The sequence below is a fragment of the Rhodococcus sp. HM1 genome, from assembly GCF_023218075.1.
Lineage (GTDB): Bacteria > Actinomycetota > Actinomycetes > Mycobacteriales > Mycobacteriaceae > Rhodococcus.
This window is the reverse complement of record NZ_JALPTB010000040.1, coordinates 1-16,777: the sequence shown is the minus strand read 5'-3', so window position 1 is coordinate 16,777 and position 16,777 is coordinate 1. Positions and strand designations below refer to the sequence as shown.

General features: G+C 68.5%; 16 protein-coding genes. 12 read left to right on the top strand and 4 right to left on the bottom strand.

Annotated features, from left to right (window positions below):
• Nucleotides 1-20: 20 nt before the first annotated feature.
• Entirely contained in the window at nt 21-710 is a 690-nt protein-coding gene (locus M1M07_RS20000; RefSeq protein WP_197250993.1) for a GntR family transcriptional regulator, read from the bottom strand.
• A gap of 70 nt (nt 711-780) precedes the next feature.
• Between M1M07_RS20000 and M1M07_RS19995 the strand changes: the two genes are divergently transcribed.
• The 9 genes from M1M07_RS19995 to M1M07_RS19955 all read left to right on the top strand — a co-directional run bounded on the left by M1M07_RS19995 (nt 781) and on the right by M1M07_RS19955 (nt 9,790).
• A complete protein-coding gene (locus M1M07_RS19995; protein WP_248675306.1) occupies nt 781-1,677 on the top strand; it encodes a rhodanese-like domain-containing protein in 897 nt (298 codons plus the stop codon).
• A gap of 60 nt (nt 1,678-1,737) precedes the next feature.
• On the top strand, nt 1,738-2,580 hold the full coding sequence (thiM, locus tag M1M07_RS19990; RefSeq protein ID WP_197250995.1) for a hydroxyethylthiazole kinase: 843 nt from the start codon (nt 1,738-1,740) through the stop codon (nt 2,578-2,580).
• Between the two features lie 12 nt (nt 2,581-2,592).
• Nucleotides 2,593-3,702, top strand: coding sequence for an LLM class flavin-dependent oxidoreductase (locus M1M07_RS19985; protein ID WP_197250996.1), 1,110 nt, complete (start codon nt 2,593-2,595; stop codon nt 3,700-3,702).
• Nucleotides 3,703-3,924: 222 nt separating this feature from the next.
• Nucleotides 3,925-5,508: an ABC transporter substrate-binding protein gene (locus M1M07_RS19980; RefSeq protein WP_248675305.1), complete on the top strand. Its 1,584-nt coding sequence runs from the start codon at nt 3,925-3,927 to the stop codon at nt 5,506-5,508.
• A gap of 3 nt (nt 5,509-5,511) precedes the next feature.
• Nucleotides 5,512-6,507, top strand: coding sequence for an ABC transporter permease (locus M1M07_RS19975; protein ID WP_248675304.1), 996 nt, complete (start codon nt 5,512-5,514; stop codon nt 6,505-6,507).
• Nucleotides 6,504-8,210 carry a dipeptide/oligopeptide/nickel ABC transporter permease/ATP-binding protein gene (locus M1M07_RS19970; RefSeq protein ID WP_248675303.1) on the top strand — a complete coding sequence of 569 codons (1,707 nt, stop codon included), beginning with the start codon at nt 6,504-6,506 and terminating at the stop codon, nt 8,208-8,210. Before M1M07_RS19975 ends, M1M07_RS19970 begins: the two co-directional genes overlap by 4 nt.
• Nucleotides 8,207-8,965 (top strand): ABC transporter ATP-binding protein, encoded by a 759-nt coding sequence (locus M1M07_RS19965; RefSeq protein WP_248675302.1) that lies wholly within the window; start codon nt 8,207-8,209, stop codon nt 8,963-8,965. The genes M1M07_RS19970 and M1M07_RS19965 overlap by 4 nt, the downstream gene beginning before the upstream one ends.
• Nucleotides 8,966-9,008: 43 nt before the next feature.
• Complete coding sequence (locus M1M07_RS19960; protein ID WP_197251000.1) at nt 9,009-9,515, top strand: hypothetical protein; 507 nt, start codon at nt 9,009-9,011, stop codon at nt 9,513-9,515.
• Between the two features lie 65 nt (nt 9,516-9,580).
• Nucleotides 9,581-9,790, top strand: a complete 210-nt coding sequence (locus M1M07_RS19955) for a DUF4287 domain-containing protein (RefSeq protein WP_248675301.1) — start codon at nt 9,581-9,583, stop codon at nt 9,788-9,790.
• Between the two features lie 54 nt (nt 9,791-9,844).
• On the opposite strand, the gene M1M07_RS19950 is transcribed toward M1M07_RS19955, so the two are convergent.
• From M1M07_RS19950 to M1M07_RS19940, 3 genes are all read right to left on the bottom strand, one after another.
• The gene (locus tag M1M07_RS19950; protein WP_197251001.1) at nt 9,845-10,519 is read right to left on the bottom strand and encodes a hypothetical protein; all 675 of its coding nucleotides are present in this window, start codon (nt 10,517-10,519) and stop codon (nt 9,845-9,847) included.
• Nucleotides 10,516-11,154, bottom strand: coding sequence for a hypothetical protein (locus M1M07_RS19945; protein ID WP_248675300.1), 639 nt, complete (start codon nt 11,152-11,154; stop codon nt 10,516-10,518). Before M1M07_RS19945 ends, M1M07_RS19950 begins: the two co-directional genes overlap by 4 nt.
• 200 nt (nt 11,155-11,354) lie before the next feature.
• On the bottom strand, nt 11,355-11,702 hold the full coding sequence (locus M1M07_RS19940; RefSeq protein WP_197251002.1) for a PASTA domain-containing protein: 348 nt from the start codon (nt 11,700-11,702) through the stop codon (nt 11,355-11,357).
• A gap of 338 nt (nt 11,703-12,040) precedes the next feature.
• On the opposite strand from M1M07_RS19940, the gene M1M07_RS19935 reads away from it, so the two are divergent.
• The 3 genes from M1M07_RS19935 to M1M07_RS19925 all read left to right on the top strand — a co-directional run.
• Entirely contained in the window at nt 12,041-12,667 is a 627-nt protein-coding gene (locus M1M07_RS19935; protein WP_197251003.1) for a DJ-1/PfpI family protein, read from the top strand.
• Nucleotides 12,664-13,113 carry a MarR family transcriptional regulator gene (locus tag M1M07_RS19930; RefSeq protein WP_197251004.1) on the top strand — a complete coding sequence of 150 codons (450 nt, stop codon included), beginning with the start codon at nt 12,664-12,666 and terminating at the stop codon, nt 13,111-13,113. Before M1M07_RS19935 ends, M1M07_RS19930 begins: the two co-directional genes overlap by 4 nt.
• Nucleotides 13,114-13,289: 176 nt before the next feature.
• On the top strand, nt 13,290-16,777 hold a 3,488-nt coding region (locus M1M07_RS19925), incomplete at its 3' end, for an indolepyruvate ferredoxin oxidoreductase family protein (RefSeq protein ID WP_248675299.1).

The following is a 16,777-nucleotide window of genomic DNA, read 5'->3' as shown; positions in this document are numbered from 1 at the left end:
CGACCCCGGTAGGGGAGCGGTCAGCTCTGCGCGAAGAGGCGGATGCGTTGTTCGCGGCTGCGCTCGAGATGTGTGCGCATGTGCTCGCGGGCGGCGCTTTCGTCGCGGGCCCGCAGGGCGGCCAGGATCTGCTCGTGCTCGGCGTTGAGGAGGTCGGGTTCGCCGTAGTTGGACGGCGGCCCCGAGTCGTAGATGCGCAGCTGGGTGGTAAGGCGCACCAGCAGCGCGGTGATGGTCGAGTTGTGCGCGGCCTGCCACAGGGCCTCGTGGAACCGGAAGTTTCCGCTGCGTACCTCGGCGTCATCGGTTGCGGCGCAACAGAATCCGTGGAGCTGTTCGAGGCGTGCCATGTCGAGTTCGGTGTGCCGGACGGCGGCGGCCCCGGCGGCTTCGGATTCGAGCGCGACACGTGCCGCGTAGATCTCGATGACGTCCTCGGCGGTGCCCGAGCGCACCCGGAAGCCGCGGGTGGCGCGTTCGAGCAGCCCGTCGTGGGCGAGCCAGTTGAGCGCTTCGCGGATCGGGGTGCGGGAGGCCCCGTAGGTCTCGCTGAGCTGAGTCTCGTGCAGGGCGGCGCCGCGGGGGAACTTGCCGGCGAGGATGTCCGCGCGCAGACGCAGGTACTGCTTCGACGTCTGGTCGTCGCGTCCGGTCGGGGGCTCGGAGAGCAGGGAACCGGTCAGGTCCGCGGTGGTGTCGCCGTGGGTCATGGGTCAGATTATGCCATCGACGACATCCGGATACTTGCGTATACGTTATTCGTCGTTTAGCGTCGCTGCGGTGAGCGACGACAGGCGAGACGTACTGATCAGGGCCGAGGACCTGGCCCGGAATCCGGGTACCTACACGATCCTCGACGCGACCGTCTCGTTCCCCAAGCCCCGCTTCGACGGCGACTACCGGCCCGAATCCGGTCTCGCCGATTGGGAGCGCGCCCACATTCCCGGCTCGCTGCACGCGAACCTGCTCGGCGATTTCAGTGCCGTCGACGCGAACCTGCACTTCACCCGTCCGGCACCCGCCCGGCTCGCGCACGCTCTCGGGAACCTCGGTATCGCACCCGACGCCGAGATCGTGGTGTACGACCAGGGCACGAACACCTGGTCCGCGAGACTGTGGTGGATGCTGCGCAACATCGGGATCGCCGCGCGGGTCCTCGACGGCGGACTCGCCCGCTGGACTGCACTCGGACTGCCCGTCGAGACCGGTGCGGCGGAGCCGCGCCCGGCGACCGAACGGTGGGCACAGCCGACCGATCACGGCCTGTGGCGCGACCGCGACGCCGTACTGTCCATCAGCGCGGGCGATGCCCCCGGCACGCTGGTCTGCGCGCTCGACCCGGAACAGTTCGCGGGCACCGCGACGACTCGCTACTCGCGGCGCGGCCACATCCCGCGCAGTCTCAACCTGCCGGCGAAGGGTCTGCTCGACGACGGGCTGCTGCGGCCGGACGAGGAGGTGTCCGCGGAGGCCGAGGCGGTGCTCGCCGATTCCGAGCGCCCGGTGGTCCTCTACTGCGGCGGCGGTGTCTCGGCCTGCCTGGTCGCCCTCGCGCTGGTGCGCGTGGGGTTCGACGACCTGGCCGTGTACGACGGATCGCTCGAGGAATGGACGGCGGATCCCGCACTGCCCATGGTCACGGCCGCGCCTTCCGAGGACCGGGAGGGTGACACATGACGCGATGTCGCCGCTCCTGATCGTCCCGAAACCGACTTCCCCTCTCCGACAGGAACTTCTGTGACTACCACGACGAACGCCCCCACCGTCGACGATGTGGCCGCCGCGCTCGAGGCGCTGCGTGCCCAGGTGCCGCTGGTGCAGTCGCTGACGAACATCGTCTCCGCCAACTTCCTGACCAACGTGCTGCTCGCGGCCGGTGCCAGCAACGCCCACATCGACAATGCCCACGAGGCCGGTGGATTCGCCCGGATCGCCGGCGGTGTGCTGGTCAATCTCGGCACCCCGGACGACGGCACCGCCGCCGCGTTCACCGAGGCCGCCGGTGCCGCCCGCGAGGCCGGAACCCCGTGGGTCCTCGACCCGGTCGGCGTCGGCGGGTTGCCGTGGCGCACCGGTCTGGCCGCCGATCTGCTTGCCCTGCACCCGACTGCGATCCGGGGCAACGCCTCGGAGATCATCGCGCTCGCCGGGTTGGGCGGCGACACCCGCGGCGTCGACAGCGCCGACGAGGCTGCCGCCGCGGTCCCAGCGGCGCTGGCGCTGCTCGAGCACGCCGACGCCGTCTCGGCCTCCGGACCCGTCGACTACCTGGTCGGACGTGACCGCGAGGGTGGGATCACCGGGGTGCGCATCGCCGGAGGCAGCGCGATGCTTCCGCGCGTGACCTCCACCGGCTGCTCGCTCGGCGGCCTGGTCGCGGCCTACCTGGCGGTGGCGCCGACCCCGTTGATCGGTCTGGCCGCCGCGCACGCCCATGTCGCGGTCGCCGCCGAGATCGCCGAGGAGAACTCCACGGGCCCGGGATCGTTCGCCGTTGCCTATCTCGACGCGCTGTACGCGGTCGATGCCGACACGCTGCGGGCCCGCGCCCGCATCGAGGCGCTCGAACTTTCGAACTGAGGACGAAAACCGATGGGCATCAAGACTTTCTGGTATCTCACCCAGGCCGACGGGGACTACCCGTGGAGCCCGGGCGGGCTGTATCCGGTCGACGGGCAGCGGCAGATCGAACTGGCGAAGACGATCGACAACGGCGGGTTCGACGGCGCGCTCGTCGCGACGTGGCCGAACGATCCGTTCATCTCGGCGACCTGGGCGGCCGCGCACACCACGCGCATGAAGTTCCTCGTCGCGATCTACGCGAACATGACGCCGGCGCGTCTGCTCGCGGAGAAGGCGCTGACGTTCGACGCGTTCAGCGGTGGCCGCCTGATGATCAACTCCGTCAACGGCCGCGAGAACATCCTCACCAAGTACGACATGAACGTCGAGCACGACCGGCGGTACGAACTGGGGGAGAAGTACTGGGCGGACTTCCGGCGGATCTACGCCGAGGGCACCGAGTCGAACTTCCCGAACACGCCGCTGCGGATCGACGCGCCGAGCGAGGACCACAGCGTTCCGCTGTGGGGGACCGGGGATTCGCCTGCGGGACTGCAGAATTCCGGCAAGGTGCTCGACGCGTACCTGGTCATGCTGCGTGAGACGGCGTTCGTCGAGTCCAAGTTCACCGCGGCACGAGAGTCCGCGGCCGCCGAGGGGAGGGAGTTCACCGACTTCGGTGCCCTCTCCGGCGTCATCGTCCGGCCGACGCAGGCCGAGGCCCTGGACCGGTTCCGGTCCCTGTTCGAGAAGGCCGGGATCGATCGGATCACCGACGTCCTGGACAAGGCGGTACGCCGTCGCACGGGCGGCAAGCAGGACCTCAAGACGTTCACCGCGCGCGACGCGCAGCGGCAGGGCTGGGTCGACACCATCAACGCCGGCCGCCTGCCCGAGCCGAAGGACCTGTATCTCGGTGACGGCCTGTACGCCGGCATCACGGCGTGGTCGCCGCTCGACATCTTCGCGACCGGGTCGTCGGCGGTGTACTACGCCGGAACGCCGGACGAGATCACGGGGCACGTGCGGGCGCTGCACGACCGAACGGGTCTGACGACGCTGATCCTCGCCGGCTGGCCTCTGATCGACGAGGCGAAGAACGTTGCCGAGCATCTGATTCCGCGCTTCCGCGAACTCTGAGTCGCGCTGCGACGAGGCCACCACGGCTGGGACCCCGGTCCCGGTAGTGGTGGCCTTTTGGGTTGCGGAAATTCGGACTGGTCAGTAATTGATTGTTAATGTAGGTTGCCCAAAGTAAGGTAAGCCAGACCTCAGTCCGAATCAGAGAAGAGTGACATTCAGTTGACGCGCACCGTTCGGCGCTCTCACGCCTTACCCCTCGTTCTTGCGCCCGCGCTCCTCGTGGCCGCCTGCGGCTCCGGCGACACCACGGACGCCGCGTCCGGTCCGGCAACCGCGGACTCGCTCACCGTCGCCGTCGCCAAGGACAGCGGTCCGCTGAACATCTTCGTCGGCCAGACCGACCAGATGACCGAGCTGGTCTACGACAAGCTCCTCTCGCCGTCGCCGTACGTCGCGGAACCGCAGCCGTGGCTCGCCACCGACGTGCGCCAAGTGAACCCCACGACTTGGGACGTCGACCTGCGCGACGACGTGACCTGGCACGACGGTGAGGCGTTCACACCCGACGACGTCGTGTTCAGCTTCCACTTCATGCACGCCGCGCCCACCGGGCGGTTCACCCACCACGTCAACGATGTTCCGTCGATCTCGACGATCGACGTCACCGGAGAGCACTCGGTGCGGTTCGTCTGCGACTACTCGTGCCCGGAACTCGGCACCGTGACGCTCGCCGACCTGCCGATCCTGCCCGAACATGTGTGGGCGAACGTCGACCCGGCCAAGGTCAAGGAAGTCACCGATCTGCCGGTCGGCACGGGCCCCTTCAAGCTCGTCGACTACAACCCCACGACCGGATACCGCTTCGAGGCGAACGCCGACTACTTCGCGGGCGCACCGACCGTCGACGAACTGATCATGCCGGTGATCGCCGACTCCTCCGCCGCATTCACCGCGCTTCGCTCCGGGCAGGTCGACGCCGTCGACCGGGCGCTGCCTCCCGAGCTGGTCGATCAGTTCAGCGCGTCGAACGACATCGGCACCATCGACGTGGATCCGCTGGGTTTCACCGAGTTGCGAATCAACTTCACCCGTGAACCCTTCGCCCAGGCCGATTTCCGCACGGCTCTGAGCTTCGCGTTCGACCGCGACAAGATGCTCGACATCGTCGCGCTGGGGAAGGGGCGACCCAGCACCCAGGGCTACGTGCACCCGGATGCACCGTTCGCCGATCCCGACGCCGACACCCCGTACGACCCTGCGCAGGCCGCCGCCTTGATCGACTCCCTCGGATGGAAGGACGTCGACGGAGACGGCCTCCGCGAGAACCCGGCCGGTGAGAAGCCTGCTCCGTTCAAGTTGGTCGTCAACGGCGGCAATCCGCAGCATGTCCGTGCCGCCGAACTGTTCGTCGAGGACTTCGGCGAGGCCGGATTCGCCGTCGTCGTCGAGCCCCTCGAGGCGGGTTCGCTGTCGAGTGCGTCGTCCAACAAGGAATACGACTTCCTGATCAACGACATCGTCCCGCACGGGACCGCCGACCCGACGCAGCTGATCATGTCGCACCGCTCCGGCTACCTGTGGGATTCCCCGAAGATCGCCTACCCGGAATACGACGCTCTGTACGAGAAGTGGCGTGCCACCGACAACTACGACGACCGTGTTGTGGTCCTGAAGGAGATCCAGAAGCTGATCAACAGTCAGCCCACGACCCTTCCCCTGTACTACGCAGAGGAGACCTGGGCCTACGACGCCGAAAGCTTCTCGGGCTGGGTCGAGACCCCCGGTTACGGCATCGTCCACAAGTGGTCGTTCCTGCCGGCGGACGTCGTCGCCGCCGCGAACGCGGAAGCGCCGCAGGACTGATCGATGGTTATTCTGCGCCGAGCAGGGCAGTACGCCCTCGTGCTGTGGGCGGCGGTGACGCTGAACTTCGCACTGCCGCACCTCGCACCGGGTGATCCGGTCGGCTACCTCTACGTCGGCGAACTGCAGGGCCTCGGCGAGAAGTACCTCGCGGAACTCCGCGCCGGCTACGGCCTGGACAGGCCGATCCTCGAGCAGTACCTCTCGTTCTGGTCGGGGCTGCTGCGGGGAGATCTCGGGATGTCCGTGCAGTACAACAGGCCTGTTCTCGACGTGTTGGGGGAGAAGCTGTCCTGGACGGTCGCGTTGGTCGGCATCTCGATGGTGCTGGCCTTCGTGATCGGCACCCTGCTCGGCGCGTGGGCCGCGTGGCGACGCGGCACCGCGAAGGAGACCGGCACGGTTGTCGGTGTCCTCGTGGTGGATTCGATGCCCGCATTCTGGGTGGGCATGATCCTCATCGCCGTGTTCTCGGTGACGCTCGGCTGGTTCCCGTCCTACGGGGCCGCGACGATCACCGCGACCGGCGGGCAATGGCTCGCAGAAGTCGCCTCGCGGATGGTCCTTCCCGTCGCGACGCTGACCATCGCGAACATCGGCGGATTCTTCCTCATGACCCGGGCCTCGATGATCGGCGTGCTCGACGAACCGTTCATCCGGCTCGCCCGGGCCAAGGGACTCAGGGAGTTCCGGGTGGCGATCCGGCACGCGCTGCGCAACGCGGTGCTGCCCGTCTACACGACCCTGACCCTGACGGTCGGTGTGCTGCTGTCCGGCGCGGTCGTCGTCGAGTCGGTGTTCGCGTATCCGGGGCTGGGCAAACTCACCTACGACGCGGTGACCGCCCGCGATTATCCGTTGCTGCAGGGTGCGTTCCTGCTCGCGACCGTCGGCATCGTCGCGGCGAACCTGCTGGCCGATCTGACCTATCCGCTGCTCGATCCGCGGGTGCGCCGCGACCGGACCGCGGCCGAAGGACGCACCGAGGTAGCCGTATGAACGTCAACCGCTTGACCATCGTCGGAACCCGAACCCGGTCCCAGCGCCTCGCGCTCGTCGGCGCGGTACTGCTCGGTGCGCTGCTGCTGTGCGCGATTTCCGCACCGTGGCTCGCGCCGTTCGACCCCACCGAACGGGTGACGCGCCCGTTCGCGGCGCCGTCCGCCGAGCACTGGCTCGGCGCCGACGACGTCGGCCACGACCTGCTGTCGATGCTGATCCACGGCGCCCGCATCTCGCTGTTCGTCGGGATCGTCGCGGCCGTGATCGCCACCGCCGTCGGCACGATCGTCGGGGTCGTCGCAGGATATGCGCGCGGCGTCGTCGACACCGTGCTGATGCGCATCGTCGACGTCGTGCTGGCGCTGCCGGTGCTGCCGCTGACCATCGTCATCGGCGTCTTCGCCGGACCCGGTCTGCGCACTCAGATCATGGTCATCTCGGCGGTGTTGTGGGCGGGTTTGGCCCGCGAATTGCGCGCACAGGTCCTCACACTGCGCGAACGCGATCACATCCAGGCCGAACGCGCCATGGGCGCCGGTCCCGGGTACGTGCTGTGGCGTCATATCGCCCCGTCGGTCGTGCCGCTGGTGGTCCCGCAGTTCGTGCTCACCATCAAGACTGCGGTGCTGCTCGAAGCATCGCTCGCGTTCCTGGGACTCGGCGACATCTCCGCCGCGAGCTGGGGATCGATGCTGTCGATGGCGCACGCGCGCAGTGCCTTCCTGACCGACGCCTGGATCTGGTGGGTGATCCCGCCGGGTGTGGCCATCGCCGTCACCGTGCTCGCATTCGCGTTGCTCGGCAATGCCATCGAGGAGCGATCCCACCCGATCCTCCTGCCGGCGAAGCGATCCCGGAAGAAGGCCGCCACCGCACCGGCTCCGGTCGATCCGGATGTCGATGCGGGAGCACCGCTGGTGATCGACGACCTCACCGTCGTCTACGGCGAGGACGGGCGCGGCGCCACGGGAGTCGGATTCACCGTCGGCGCAGGAGAACTCGTCGCCCTCGTCGGGGAATCCGGCAGCGGCAAGTCGACGGTCGCGGCGGCCACGATGGGGTTGCTGCCCCCGGCCGCGCAGATCGTTTCCGGGGCGGTGCGGGTCGACGGCCGCGACGTGGCCGGGATGAGCCCCGCGGAACTCCGGGGCCTGCGCGGCAACCGCATCGCCCTGATTCCGCAGGAGGCGCTGAGCGCCCTCGACCCCGTCTACACGATCGGCTCCCAGATCGACGAAGCCGTCCTCGCCCACCGCTCGTGCACGAGAGCCCAGGCGCGGGAACGCACCCTCGAGCTCCTGGCCGACGTGGGTCTCGAGGCCGACAGGGTCGACGCCTACCCGCACCAGCTCTCAGGCGGTATGCGTCAGCGCGTCGTGATCGCGATGGCGCTCGCCAACGAACCGGACGTGCTCGTGGCCGACGAACCGACCAGCGGACTGGACGTGCTGCGCGAGGCCGAGGTTCTTGCGCTGCTCGACGAGCTGCGGGTGCGCCGATCCCTCGCGTTGCTGATCGTCACCCACAATCTGCCGGTTGTCGAGCGAATCGCCGACCGTATCGCGGTGATGAAGGACGGCGAACTCGTCGAGATCGGTACCGCCGAGCAGGTCGTCGGGTCGCCCACGCACCCGTACACCCGCAAACTCGTCGAATCGGCGCCCCGGCTGCGTCCGTCACTTCAGGAGGTCTTCTCGTGAGTGGACTGCTCGACATCGCATCGCTTTCGGTCGCATTCGACGGCAAGCCCGCGATCACGGACGTGACCCTGCAGGTCGCCGCCGGTGATTCCGTCGCGCTGGTGGGTGGCTCCGGAGCCGGGAAATCCACCGTCGCACGGGCGGTCGCCGGCCTGGTGACCCCGACCGCGGGACGGATCGTCTTCGACGGAGTCGACCTGACCGCGGTGCCGCAGCGCCGGCGCCGCGCGGCGCGCAAGGGGATGCACCTGGTTTTCCAGGACCCGTACGCGTCGCTGCCGCCGACCCTGCGGGTGGGGGACATCGTCGCCGAGCCGATGGTGATCCACCGTATCGGTGACCGGGACAGCCGCCGGCAGGCCGCGGTCGCGGCGCTCGAATCCGTGCACCTGCGTCCCGCCGAGAGCTTCCTGCAGCGCTACCCGCACGAGCTGTCCGGTGGGCAGCGTCAGCGGGTGGCGTTCGCACGGGCGCTGGTGACCAGGCCGAAACTGCTGCTCGCCGACGAACCGACCAGTGGTCTCGACGCGTCGCTGCGACTCGAGATCGTCGACCTCATGGGCGAACTCGCCGTCTCCGAGAACATGGCCGTCGTCCACATCACCCACGATCTGGCGCTGGCCGCCCGTAGTTGCCGCGACATCGTCGTGATGCAGGGCGGGCGCATCGTCGAAGCCGGCCGCGCCGACACCGTTCTCGCCGACCCGGCACACGAATACACCGCCGCCCTCGTCGGTGCCGTGTCCGGTGTCTGAACCCGATTCCGCTGCAACCCGACTCACACCAGGAGATGTCCCGATGTCCGAAACCATCGCCGTCGCCGAGAACGGCACCGTCATCGATTTCACCGTCGACGACGTCATGAAGTACCACGGCCCGGGATTCCCGGGCGGAGTTGCACACGCGGTGAAAGTCCTCGAACGCGCGCTGCCGGTGCTGAGTCCCGACGCGCCCGCGGAGCGCCGCGAGATCAGCGTCGCCACCGCGCACCGCGGTCCCGGCGTGCGCGACACGTTCGAGGCGGTGACCCGGGCTGTGACCGACGGGCGGTTCACCGTCGACGCGGAACTCGAGCGCCGCGATCGCGGGCAGACGCTGGAGCGGTACGTGTTCGTGCTGACCTACCGCGACCGGACCGTGCGGCTCGAGATCCGCGACGGCTTCGTCACCGACGAGTTCATCACCCTCGGGCGCAAGGCCGACCGCACCGACGACGAGGAAGCACGCCTGACGGTGCTCAAGCAGGAGATGGCCGATCGGCTGCTCGCTGCACCCGCGGACGAGGTCTACGACATCGTGAACTGACGTGCACCGCGGTGGATTTCACCGATCGGGCCGACGATGTCCGACGGTCCCGTTAATCTTCGCCCATGACCGAGAAGGCGAAAGGCCCGGAGTCGTACTTTCCGTCGATCGAGAAGAAATACGGTCGCCCGATCGAGGAGTGGAAGACGATGATCCGCGAGTCGGATCTGACCAAGCACATGGAATTGGTGAACTGGCTCAAGGTCGACCACGGCATGGGCCACGGACACGCCAACGCCCTCGTCGCCCACACCCTGAAAGAGAACGCGGGCTGAACCGACCGGGCCCGCCACCGCAGTGCGGTGGCGGGCCCGATCGTGCGCGGAGCGTCAGGTGTTGTCGACCCAGCGCAACAGCGAGTACAGGAACCGCGTCGCGCCCGGCATGAAGTTGCTGCCGTGGTGGTACGTCGGATCGAGGGTCGTGACGATGAGACGGCCCGCAGTCGAAGTGGTGTCCTCGTAGAGCATCATGCCCGCGTCGTGCGGATTGCCCTCGGCATCGGGTTCCTCGGAGACCACGAGCGGGACCACGTCCGCTTCGGTGCGGAGCAACCCGTGGTGATGCCAGATGACGGATTTGGTGCTCAGGTACGCCCATGCCCCGTGGTCGTGGCTGCGGGTGCGGATCAGCGGGTCCTCACCGTGGAGCCACCACCAGAAGTTCGTCGGCCGCGGTTCCCATTCCACGCCGGGAAGCCAGGTGTGGACGCCGTTCTCGCCGAGGACGACGAGCGTGTCGCCGCGCTCGGCGACCGCGCGGAACCGATCGGCGTGGCGGGCGACGAGTCCGGGATGCAACCGGTCGGCGACGATCACCGTCGAGTAGCCGTCGAGATCGCCGTCGGCGAGGTCGGCCAGGTAGTGGAAGTCCGGCTGGTAGGCAAGCACCGCCGGGTCCTTCATCGTCTGCAGATGGGGGTAGGACCCGCCGTGGACGATGGCCAGGCGCCGGCTCCGCAGGGGTGCGATGTCGGTGCGGGAGAAGGGTTCGGCGGTGGTCATCGCTGCGTCAGCCAATCGATCAGTTGCGGTGTCATCCGCGCGGACGTGTTCGGGTCGTTCTTCCAGCCGGTCAGGTCGTTCCCGCCGTGGACGAGCACCTGGCCGTCGCCGAGCGGGTAGACGAAGTCGAGGGGCAGCGCGTGTCGGCCGATGCGGGTCGTGACGATCGCATCGTCGGGGATCTTGTCGACGTAGCCGCGCGCGTAGAAGCCGGTGACGCCCTTGCGAAAACTCAGGTCGGCAGGGTCGACACCGTCCCACACCGGGTGCGGATCGCCGAGCGTGATCGCGAGGTCCTTCGGGCCGGTGTAGGCGAGCTTGCGCCACACCCCGAGGCCGGGAAGGAAATCCGTCAACGCGTGACCCATGACGGCGACGCGGCCGCCGCGGGTGACGAATCCGGTGAGCAGATCTCGGTTGCGCTCGAGGAAGATCTGGTCGACACCGCCGCCGATGATCAGGCCCCGCACTGTCGTGAGGTCGACGTAGGGGAGGTTGTAGACGTCGACCTGACCGACGCGGGGTCCGGTTCCGGGTTCGCCGGCGAGGTTTTCGGTGCCCATCGTCACGTGCAGGACAGCGGCGATCGCGGTGGGCTCGTCGGTGCTGGAGGGCGGCCGGTTCGATTGGGGCACTGTTGCTTCCTGGTGTTGGCTTCCGGGGCACGGGTCCGGTCTCCGCGACGGTGTCGCGGGCCGGGCTCGCCGGGTTCGTCCGAATAAGGTGAACCTTAAGTAGTAAAGGTAAACCTAACCCGCTCACCCAGGCAAGCTGCCCACGCCGAAAGGCGCCGGCAGCCGTGTGCTGCCGACGCTGCAAACGTGGCGTGCGCCCGTCAGTTACAGACGACGGTGAGACCGAGACCCCGCCAGATCTTGTACTCGACGTAGTCCCATTCCTGGTCCGTCGAATCCCATTCGGGACGGATCTCGGTGTAAAACCCCTTGTCCCGCTGCTCGGTGACGTTGCACACGGTCAGCGCGCTGCCGGACTTGTTGGTGATGGTGTACGGGATGTCCTGTGATTCGAGGGTGGCGACGGCGTCCTGCTCGCTCATGCCTACGACGTTGGGGATTCCGACGACGAGGATGTCCTCGTACAACCACTCGGCGGATGCAACTCCGGTGCCGAGGGTGAGTGCGGCGGTGGCCGCGAGAACCGCGGCGGTCAGGGTTCTGCGCATGACAACGTCCTTCCGGAGACGATGCCGGTTCGAAATGCGGACCCGGCAAGGAAAGCCGGGCGACGGGGCGGGTCGCCGCAGTGCCCCGCGCTGTGCGGCGAACCGGATGCGCACCGAAGGATCGGGTCACGCCTGTCGACGTGGCCGCCGAGGTGTGGACGCGATCCGGTGCTCATCGGGGTGTATTCGTCGCGGGCCGTTGCGACGAATGTGCGTTACGTCACAAATCGTACCTCCGGGTCTGTGGAGGTGGCGGGGACTTCGGCAACTTGTTATTGACAGCACCCTGTCTAATTGACAGGATGCTGACATATCGATGAACGACATCGGAGGTTGCCATGACACCCACGCTCGGCACAGTGTTCCTCGCCGTCTACGACACCCTGGCCGACTGGGAACCCGGCCATGCCGTCGCTCACCTGGCCCGGGCCGGCTACACGATCCGGGCCGTCGGGCCGAGTCGTGAGCCGGTCACGACCATGGCCGGCATCCGCATCGTCCCGGATCTGGCCCTCGACGAGGTCAGCCCCGACGCCGCCGCCCTGCTCGTGCTTCCCGGCGCCGACCTGTGGGATACCGGCGACGAACTGGCCCCGTACGCACGCCTCGCCCGCGAATTCCTCGACACCGGCGTGCCCGTCGCGGCGATCTGCGGCGCCACCGCCGGACTCGCCCGCGAAGGCCTGCTCGACGACCGCGATCACACCAGCAACGTGTCCTTCTACCTCGCCGCCACCGGCTACGGGGGCGCGGGTCGCTATGTCGAGGCCGATGCCGTCACCGACGGCATCCTCGTCACCGCCGGTGGGACCGAACCGGTGGCGTTCGCCCGCGAGATCTTCGGCCTTCTCGGCGTGTACGAGGGTGAGGTCCTCGACGCGTGGTACCGCCTGTTCCACGACTCCGACGCGTCCGCCTTCCCGATCCTCGAGGCGGCCGAAGAGGCGGCGGGCGGCGACCGGTGAGCCGTGCCGAACAGGATCTGCTCAGCCGGGCCGCGCTGAGCGTCTTCCGTCTCAACGGCCAGTTCCTCTCGGCCGCCGAGGAACTCGCGAAACCGGCCGGTTTGACCGCGGCCCGCTGGCAGGTGCTCGGCGCCGTCCTGCACGAGCCGCTTCCGGTCGCCGGAATCGCTCGCGCGATGGGCATCACGCGGCAGTCGGTACAGCGCATCGCGGATCTGCTCGTCGATCAGGGGCTCGCGGAGTACACCCCGAACCCGGCGCACCGCCGGGCCAAGCTGGTCGCACCCACGGCGGCGGGCCGCGCGGCGATCGAACGTATCGGTCCGGCACACGCCGAACTCGCCGCGCGGCTGGCCGGCGCGCTCGGTGCCGAGGGCTTCGCCGAGACGGTGCGAGTCCTCGAACGGCTCTCCTCGACACTCGACGCGATCGGCGTCGCCCGGTAGTGCTCTGAGCACCGTGACCACCACGGGGGTGTGGTACGCGTCACAATCGATCAAAATGCTCAGTTGTTCTCGATGCTGTTGACGGATTGAATCAGGAATGGAGATTATTGCTGCACCAATTGATGTGACTCGAGCGACACTGCACAACGGATGTCGCAAAGGAACGGTGGTGTGCGATGACCGAGATCGCGGTCCGTGAAAGCGACAGCCTTCCCTATGATCTGAACGACCGATACCGCTCCGGCTCCGGAACGGTCCTGCTCACGGGTGTGCAGGCCATTGCCCGGCAGCTCGTCGAACAGCACGTGCGGGACATCCGCGAGGGCCGTCGCGTGGCGACCTTCGTCTCCGGGTATCCCGGAAGCCCGCTCGGCGGCCTGGACAAGTTGCTGCACGGCATGCCGAAGGTGCTCGCCGAACACGACATCACGTTCACCCCGGGGTTCAACGAGGAACTCGCCGCGACGGCGGTGTGGGGCAGCCAGGCGGACCTCGGAGCGGGCACGCCGACGCACGACGGCGTCGTCGGCGTCTGGTACGGCAAGGGCCCCGGCCTCGACCGCGCCACCGACGCGCTGCGGCACGCCAACATGTACGGCGTCTCACCGACCGGCGGTGTGCTGCTGATGGTCGGTGACGACCCCGCGTCCAAGTCCTCGACCGTGCCCGCCGTCAGCGAGCGGTCCCTGGCCGCCCTCGGCATCCCGGTGCTCTTCCCGCGCAACGCCGCCGAGATCGTCACGATGGGCCTGCACGGCGTCGCCCTCTCGCGGGCCTCGGGGTGCGTCGTCGCACTCAAGATCGTCGCGGATGTCGCCGACGGCGCCTGGAGCGTCGACGGGTCGGTCGCGGACACCGAGATCACCGTTCCCGAAATCTCCTGGGAAGGGAAGCCGTTCGTCTACAAGCAGCGCCCGATGGCCGCGCCGGTCGACAGTGTGATCGCCGAAGCCGACCTGTACGGGCCGCGCTGGGCGATGGTCCAGGCCTACGGCAAGGCCAACGCGCTCGACGTCATCGAGGTCGATCCCGCCCATGCCCGCATCGGCCTCGTCGCGACCGGCACCACCTTCGACGCGCTGCGGCAGGCCCTGCTCGACCTGTCCGTCACCGACGCCGACCTGCACAAAGCCGGCATCCGGCTGATGCGCATCGGCATGCCGTACCCGATCGGACCCGACATGGTCCGTGAGTTCGCCGACGGGCTCGAGCGCATCGTCGTCGTCGAGGACAAGACCGCCTTCGTCGAAACCCAGATCCGCGAGATCCTCTACGGAACCGAATCGGCGCCGGTCATCGTCGGCAAGAAGGACGCCGACGGACGGCGACTCGTCCCGGTGGACGGCGAACTCACCGCCGGCCGGATCCGCGGGCCGCTGCGCCGCGTCCTGAAGGGGCATGTGGACCTCGGCCCCGCGCCGCTGCCGCAGCTCCCGCTCGAGGTGCTCTCGGCCACCCGCACTCCCTACTTCTGCAGCGGCTGCCCGCACAACCGTTCCACCGCGCTGCCGGAAGGATCGATCGGCGGCGGCGGCATCGGCTGCCACGCGCTCGTCACGATGTCCGGCCGCGCCGACAGTGCGGTCACCGGGCTGACCCAGATGGGCGGTGAGGGCACCCAGTGGATCGGTCAGGCCCCGTTCACCGACGTCGGTCACATGTTCCAGAACCTCGGTGACGGAACGTATTTCCACTCCGGTCAGCTCGCCGTCCAGGCGTGCGTCGCGGCCGGCGTGAACATCACCTTCAAGCTGCTCTACAACGACGTCGTCGCCATGACCGGCGCGCAGGACGCCGAGGGTGCGCTGACCATTCCCGCGCTCACCCACAAGCTCACCACCGAGGGCGTCAAGCAGATCATCATCTGCTCCGACGAACCGAAGCGGCATCGCAAGCGCAAGCTCGCCCGCGGCGTCACGGTCTGGCACCGCGACCGCCTCGACGAAGCACAGCGCGTGCTGCGCGAGGTTGCTGGCGTCACCGTGCTCATCTACGACCAGCACTGCGCCGCCGACGCGCGACGTCAGCGCAAGCGCGGCACCCTGCCGACCCGCACGACCCGCGTCGTGATCAACGAGGCGGTGTGCGAGGGCTGCGGCGACTGCGGCGTCAAGAGCAACTGCCTGTCGGTGCAGCCCGTCGACACCGAGTTCGGTTCGAAGACCCGCATCGACCAGACCTCCTGCAACACCGACTACTCGTGCCTCGACGGCGACTGCCCGTCGTTCGTCACCGTCGAGATCGACCCCACCCGCAAGACCGAGAAGCGCACCGCACCGACACCGCCCGCCGTGCCCGACGTCGAGACGGCGGTCGCCGGCACCCGCAACGTGTTTCTCGCCGGAATCGGCGGAACCGGCATCGTCACCGTCAACCAGGTTCTCGCGACCGCGGCGATGCGTGCCGGCTTCGAGGTCGAATCCCTCGACCAGATCGGTATGAGCCAGAAGGCCGGACCGGTGGTCTCGCACCTGCGGTTCGCCCCCGACGAGCTCGAACCGGGCAACCGCGTCGGCACCGGCGGTGCGTCCTGCCTGCTGGCCCTCGACCTGCTCACCGCGGCCGATGCGAAGAACCTCGCCTACGCCGATGCGGCCACCACCGTCGCGGTCGCGTCGACGAGCCGCACCCCCACCGGGGACATGGTGTACGACCGGTCGATCCGCCACCCCGACGAGGAGCAGCTGCTGTCGCGGCTCGAGGCCGCCACCGCCCGGCTCGCCTCGTTCGACGCCCTCGCCGCCGCACAGGCCCTGTTCGGGAACACTGCCGCCGCGAACTTCCTCGTCGTCGGTGCCGCGCATCAGCTCGGCGGCCTGCCGATCCCCGCGGAGGCCATCGAGGAGGCCATCGAGCTCAACGGTGTCGCGGTCGCGGCGAACATCGCGGCGTTCCGCTGGGGACGCGCGGCGGTTGCCGATCCCGACGCGTTCGCCGCGGCGACCGAGCCGGTCCGCGCGCAGCGTTCCGGGACCGTCGTCCCGGAGGAGCTGCTGGCCGGCACCACGTTCGACGGTGAGGTGCTGCGCCTGGTCCGGATCCGTGCCGCCGCGCTGATCGACTACCAGGGCCGCCGCCTGGCCGCCCGGTACATCGAGCAGGTGCAGTCCGTCTGGGAAGCCGAGCGTCGCGTCACCGACCGCACCGAGTTCTCCGAGGCGGTCGCCCGCGGGCTGTTCAAGTTCACCGCCTACAAGGACGAATACGAGGTCGCGCGGATGCTCGTCGATCCGGCCTTCCTCGACGAGGTGAACGCGCAGGTGCCCGACGGAGCGGACCTGACCTACCGCCTGCACCCGCCGGTCCTCCGGGCACTCGGCCGCAAGAAGAAGGTCGGTTTCGGACCCAGAACCCATGTGGCACTGCGTCTCCTGGCGAAGGGCAAGAGGCTGCGCGGAACCCGGCTCGATCCCTTCGGCTACGCCCACGTGCGCAAGGTCGAACGCGAGCTGCTCGCGCACTACACCGACACCGTCCTGGGTCTCGCCGCAGACCTGAACGAGGACACCTACGACCGCGCGGTCCGCATCGCGGACCTGGCCGACACCGTCCGCGGCTACGAGGACGTCAAGCTGCGCTCGATCGAGCGCTACCGCGCCCAGCTCGCCGAACTCGGCATCGACGCCCCGTCGGCACAGACCCCCGAAACCTCCCAGATCCCCAC

Coding starts and splice junctions, on each gene's coding strand:
- M1M07_RS20000 (WP_197250993.1), bottom strand. CDS start 710: ATGACCCACGGCGACACCACCGCGGACCTGACCGGTTCCCTGCTCTCC.
- M1M07_RS19985 (WP_197250996.1), top strand. CDS start 2,593: ATGGGCATCAAGACTTTCTGGTATCTCACCCAGGCCGACGGGGACTAC.
- M1M07_RS19975 (WP_248675304.1), top strand. CDS start 5,512: ATGGTTATTCTGCGCCGAGCAGGGCAGTACGCCCTCGTGCTGTGGGCG.
- M1M07_RS19970 (WP_248675303.1), top strand. CDS start 6,504: ATGAACGTCAACCGCTTGACCATCGTCGGAACCCGAACCCGGTCCCAG.
- M1M07_RS19960 (WP_197251000.1), top strand. CDS start 9,009: ATGTCCGAAACCATCGCCGTCGCCGAGAACGGCACCGTCATCGATTTC.
- M1M07_RS19955 (WP_248675301.1), top strand. CDS start 9,581: ATGACCGAGAAGGCGAAAGGCCCGGAGTCGTACTTTCCGTCGATCGAG.
- M1M07_RS19950 (WP_197251001.1), bottom strand. CDS start 10,519: ATGACCACCGCCGAACCCTTCTCCCGCACCGACATCGCACCCCTGCGG.
- M1M07_RS19940 (WP_197251002.1), bottom strand. CDS start 11,702: ATGCGCAGAACCCTGACCGCCGCGGTTCTCGCGGCCACCGCCGCACTC.
- M1M07_RS19935 (WP_197251003.1), top strand. CDS start 12,041: ATGACACCCACGCTCGGCACAGTGTTCCTCGCCGTCTACGACACCCTG.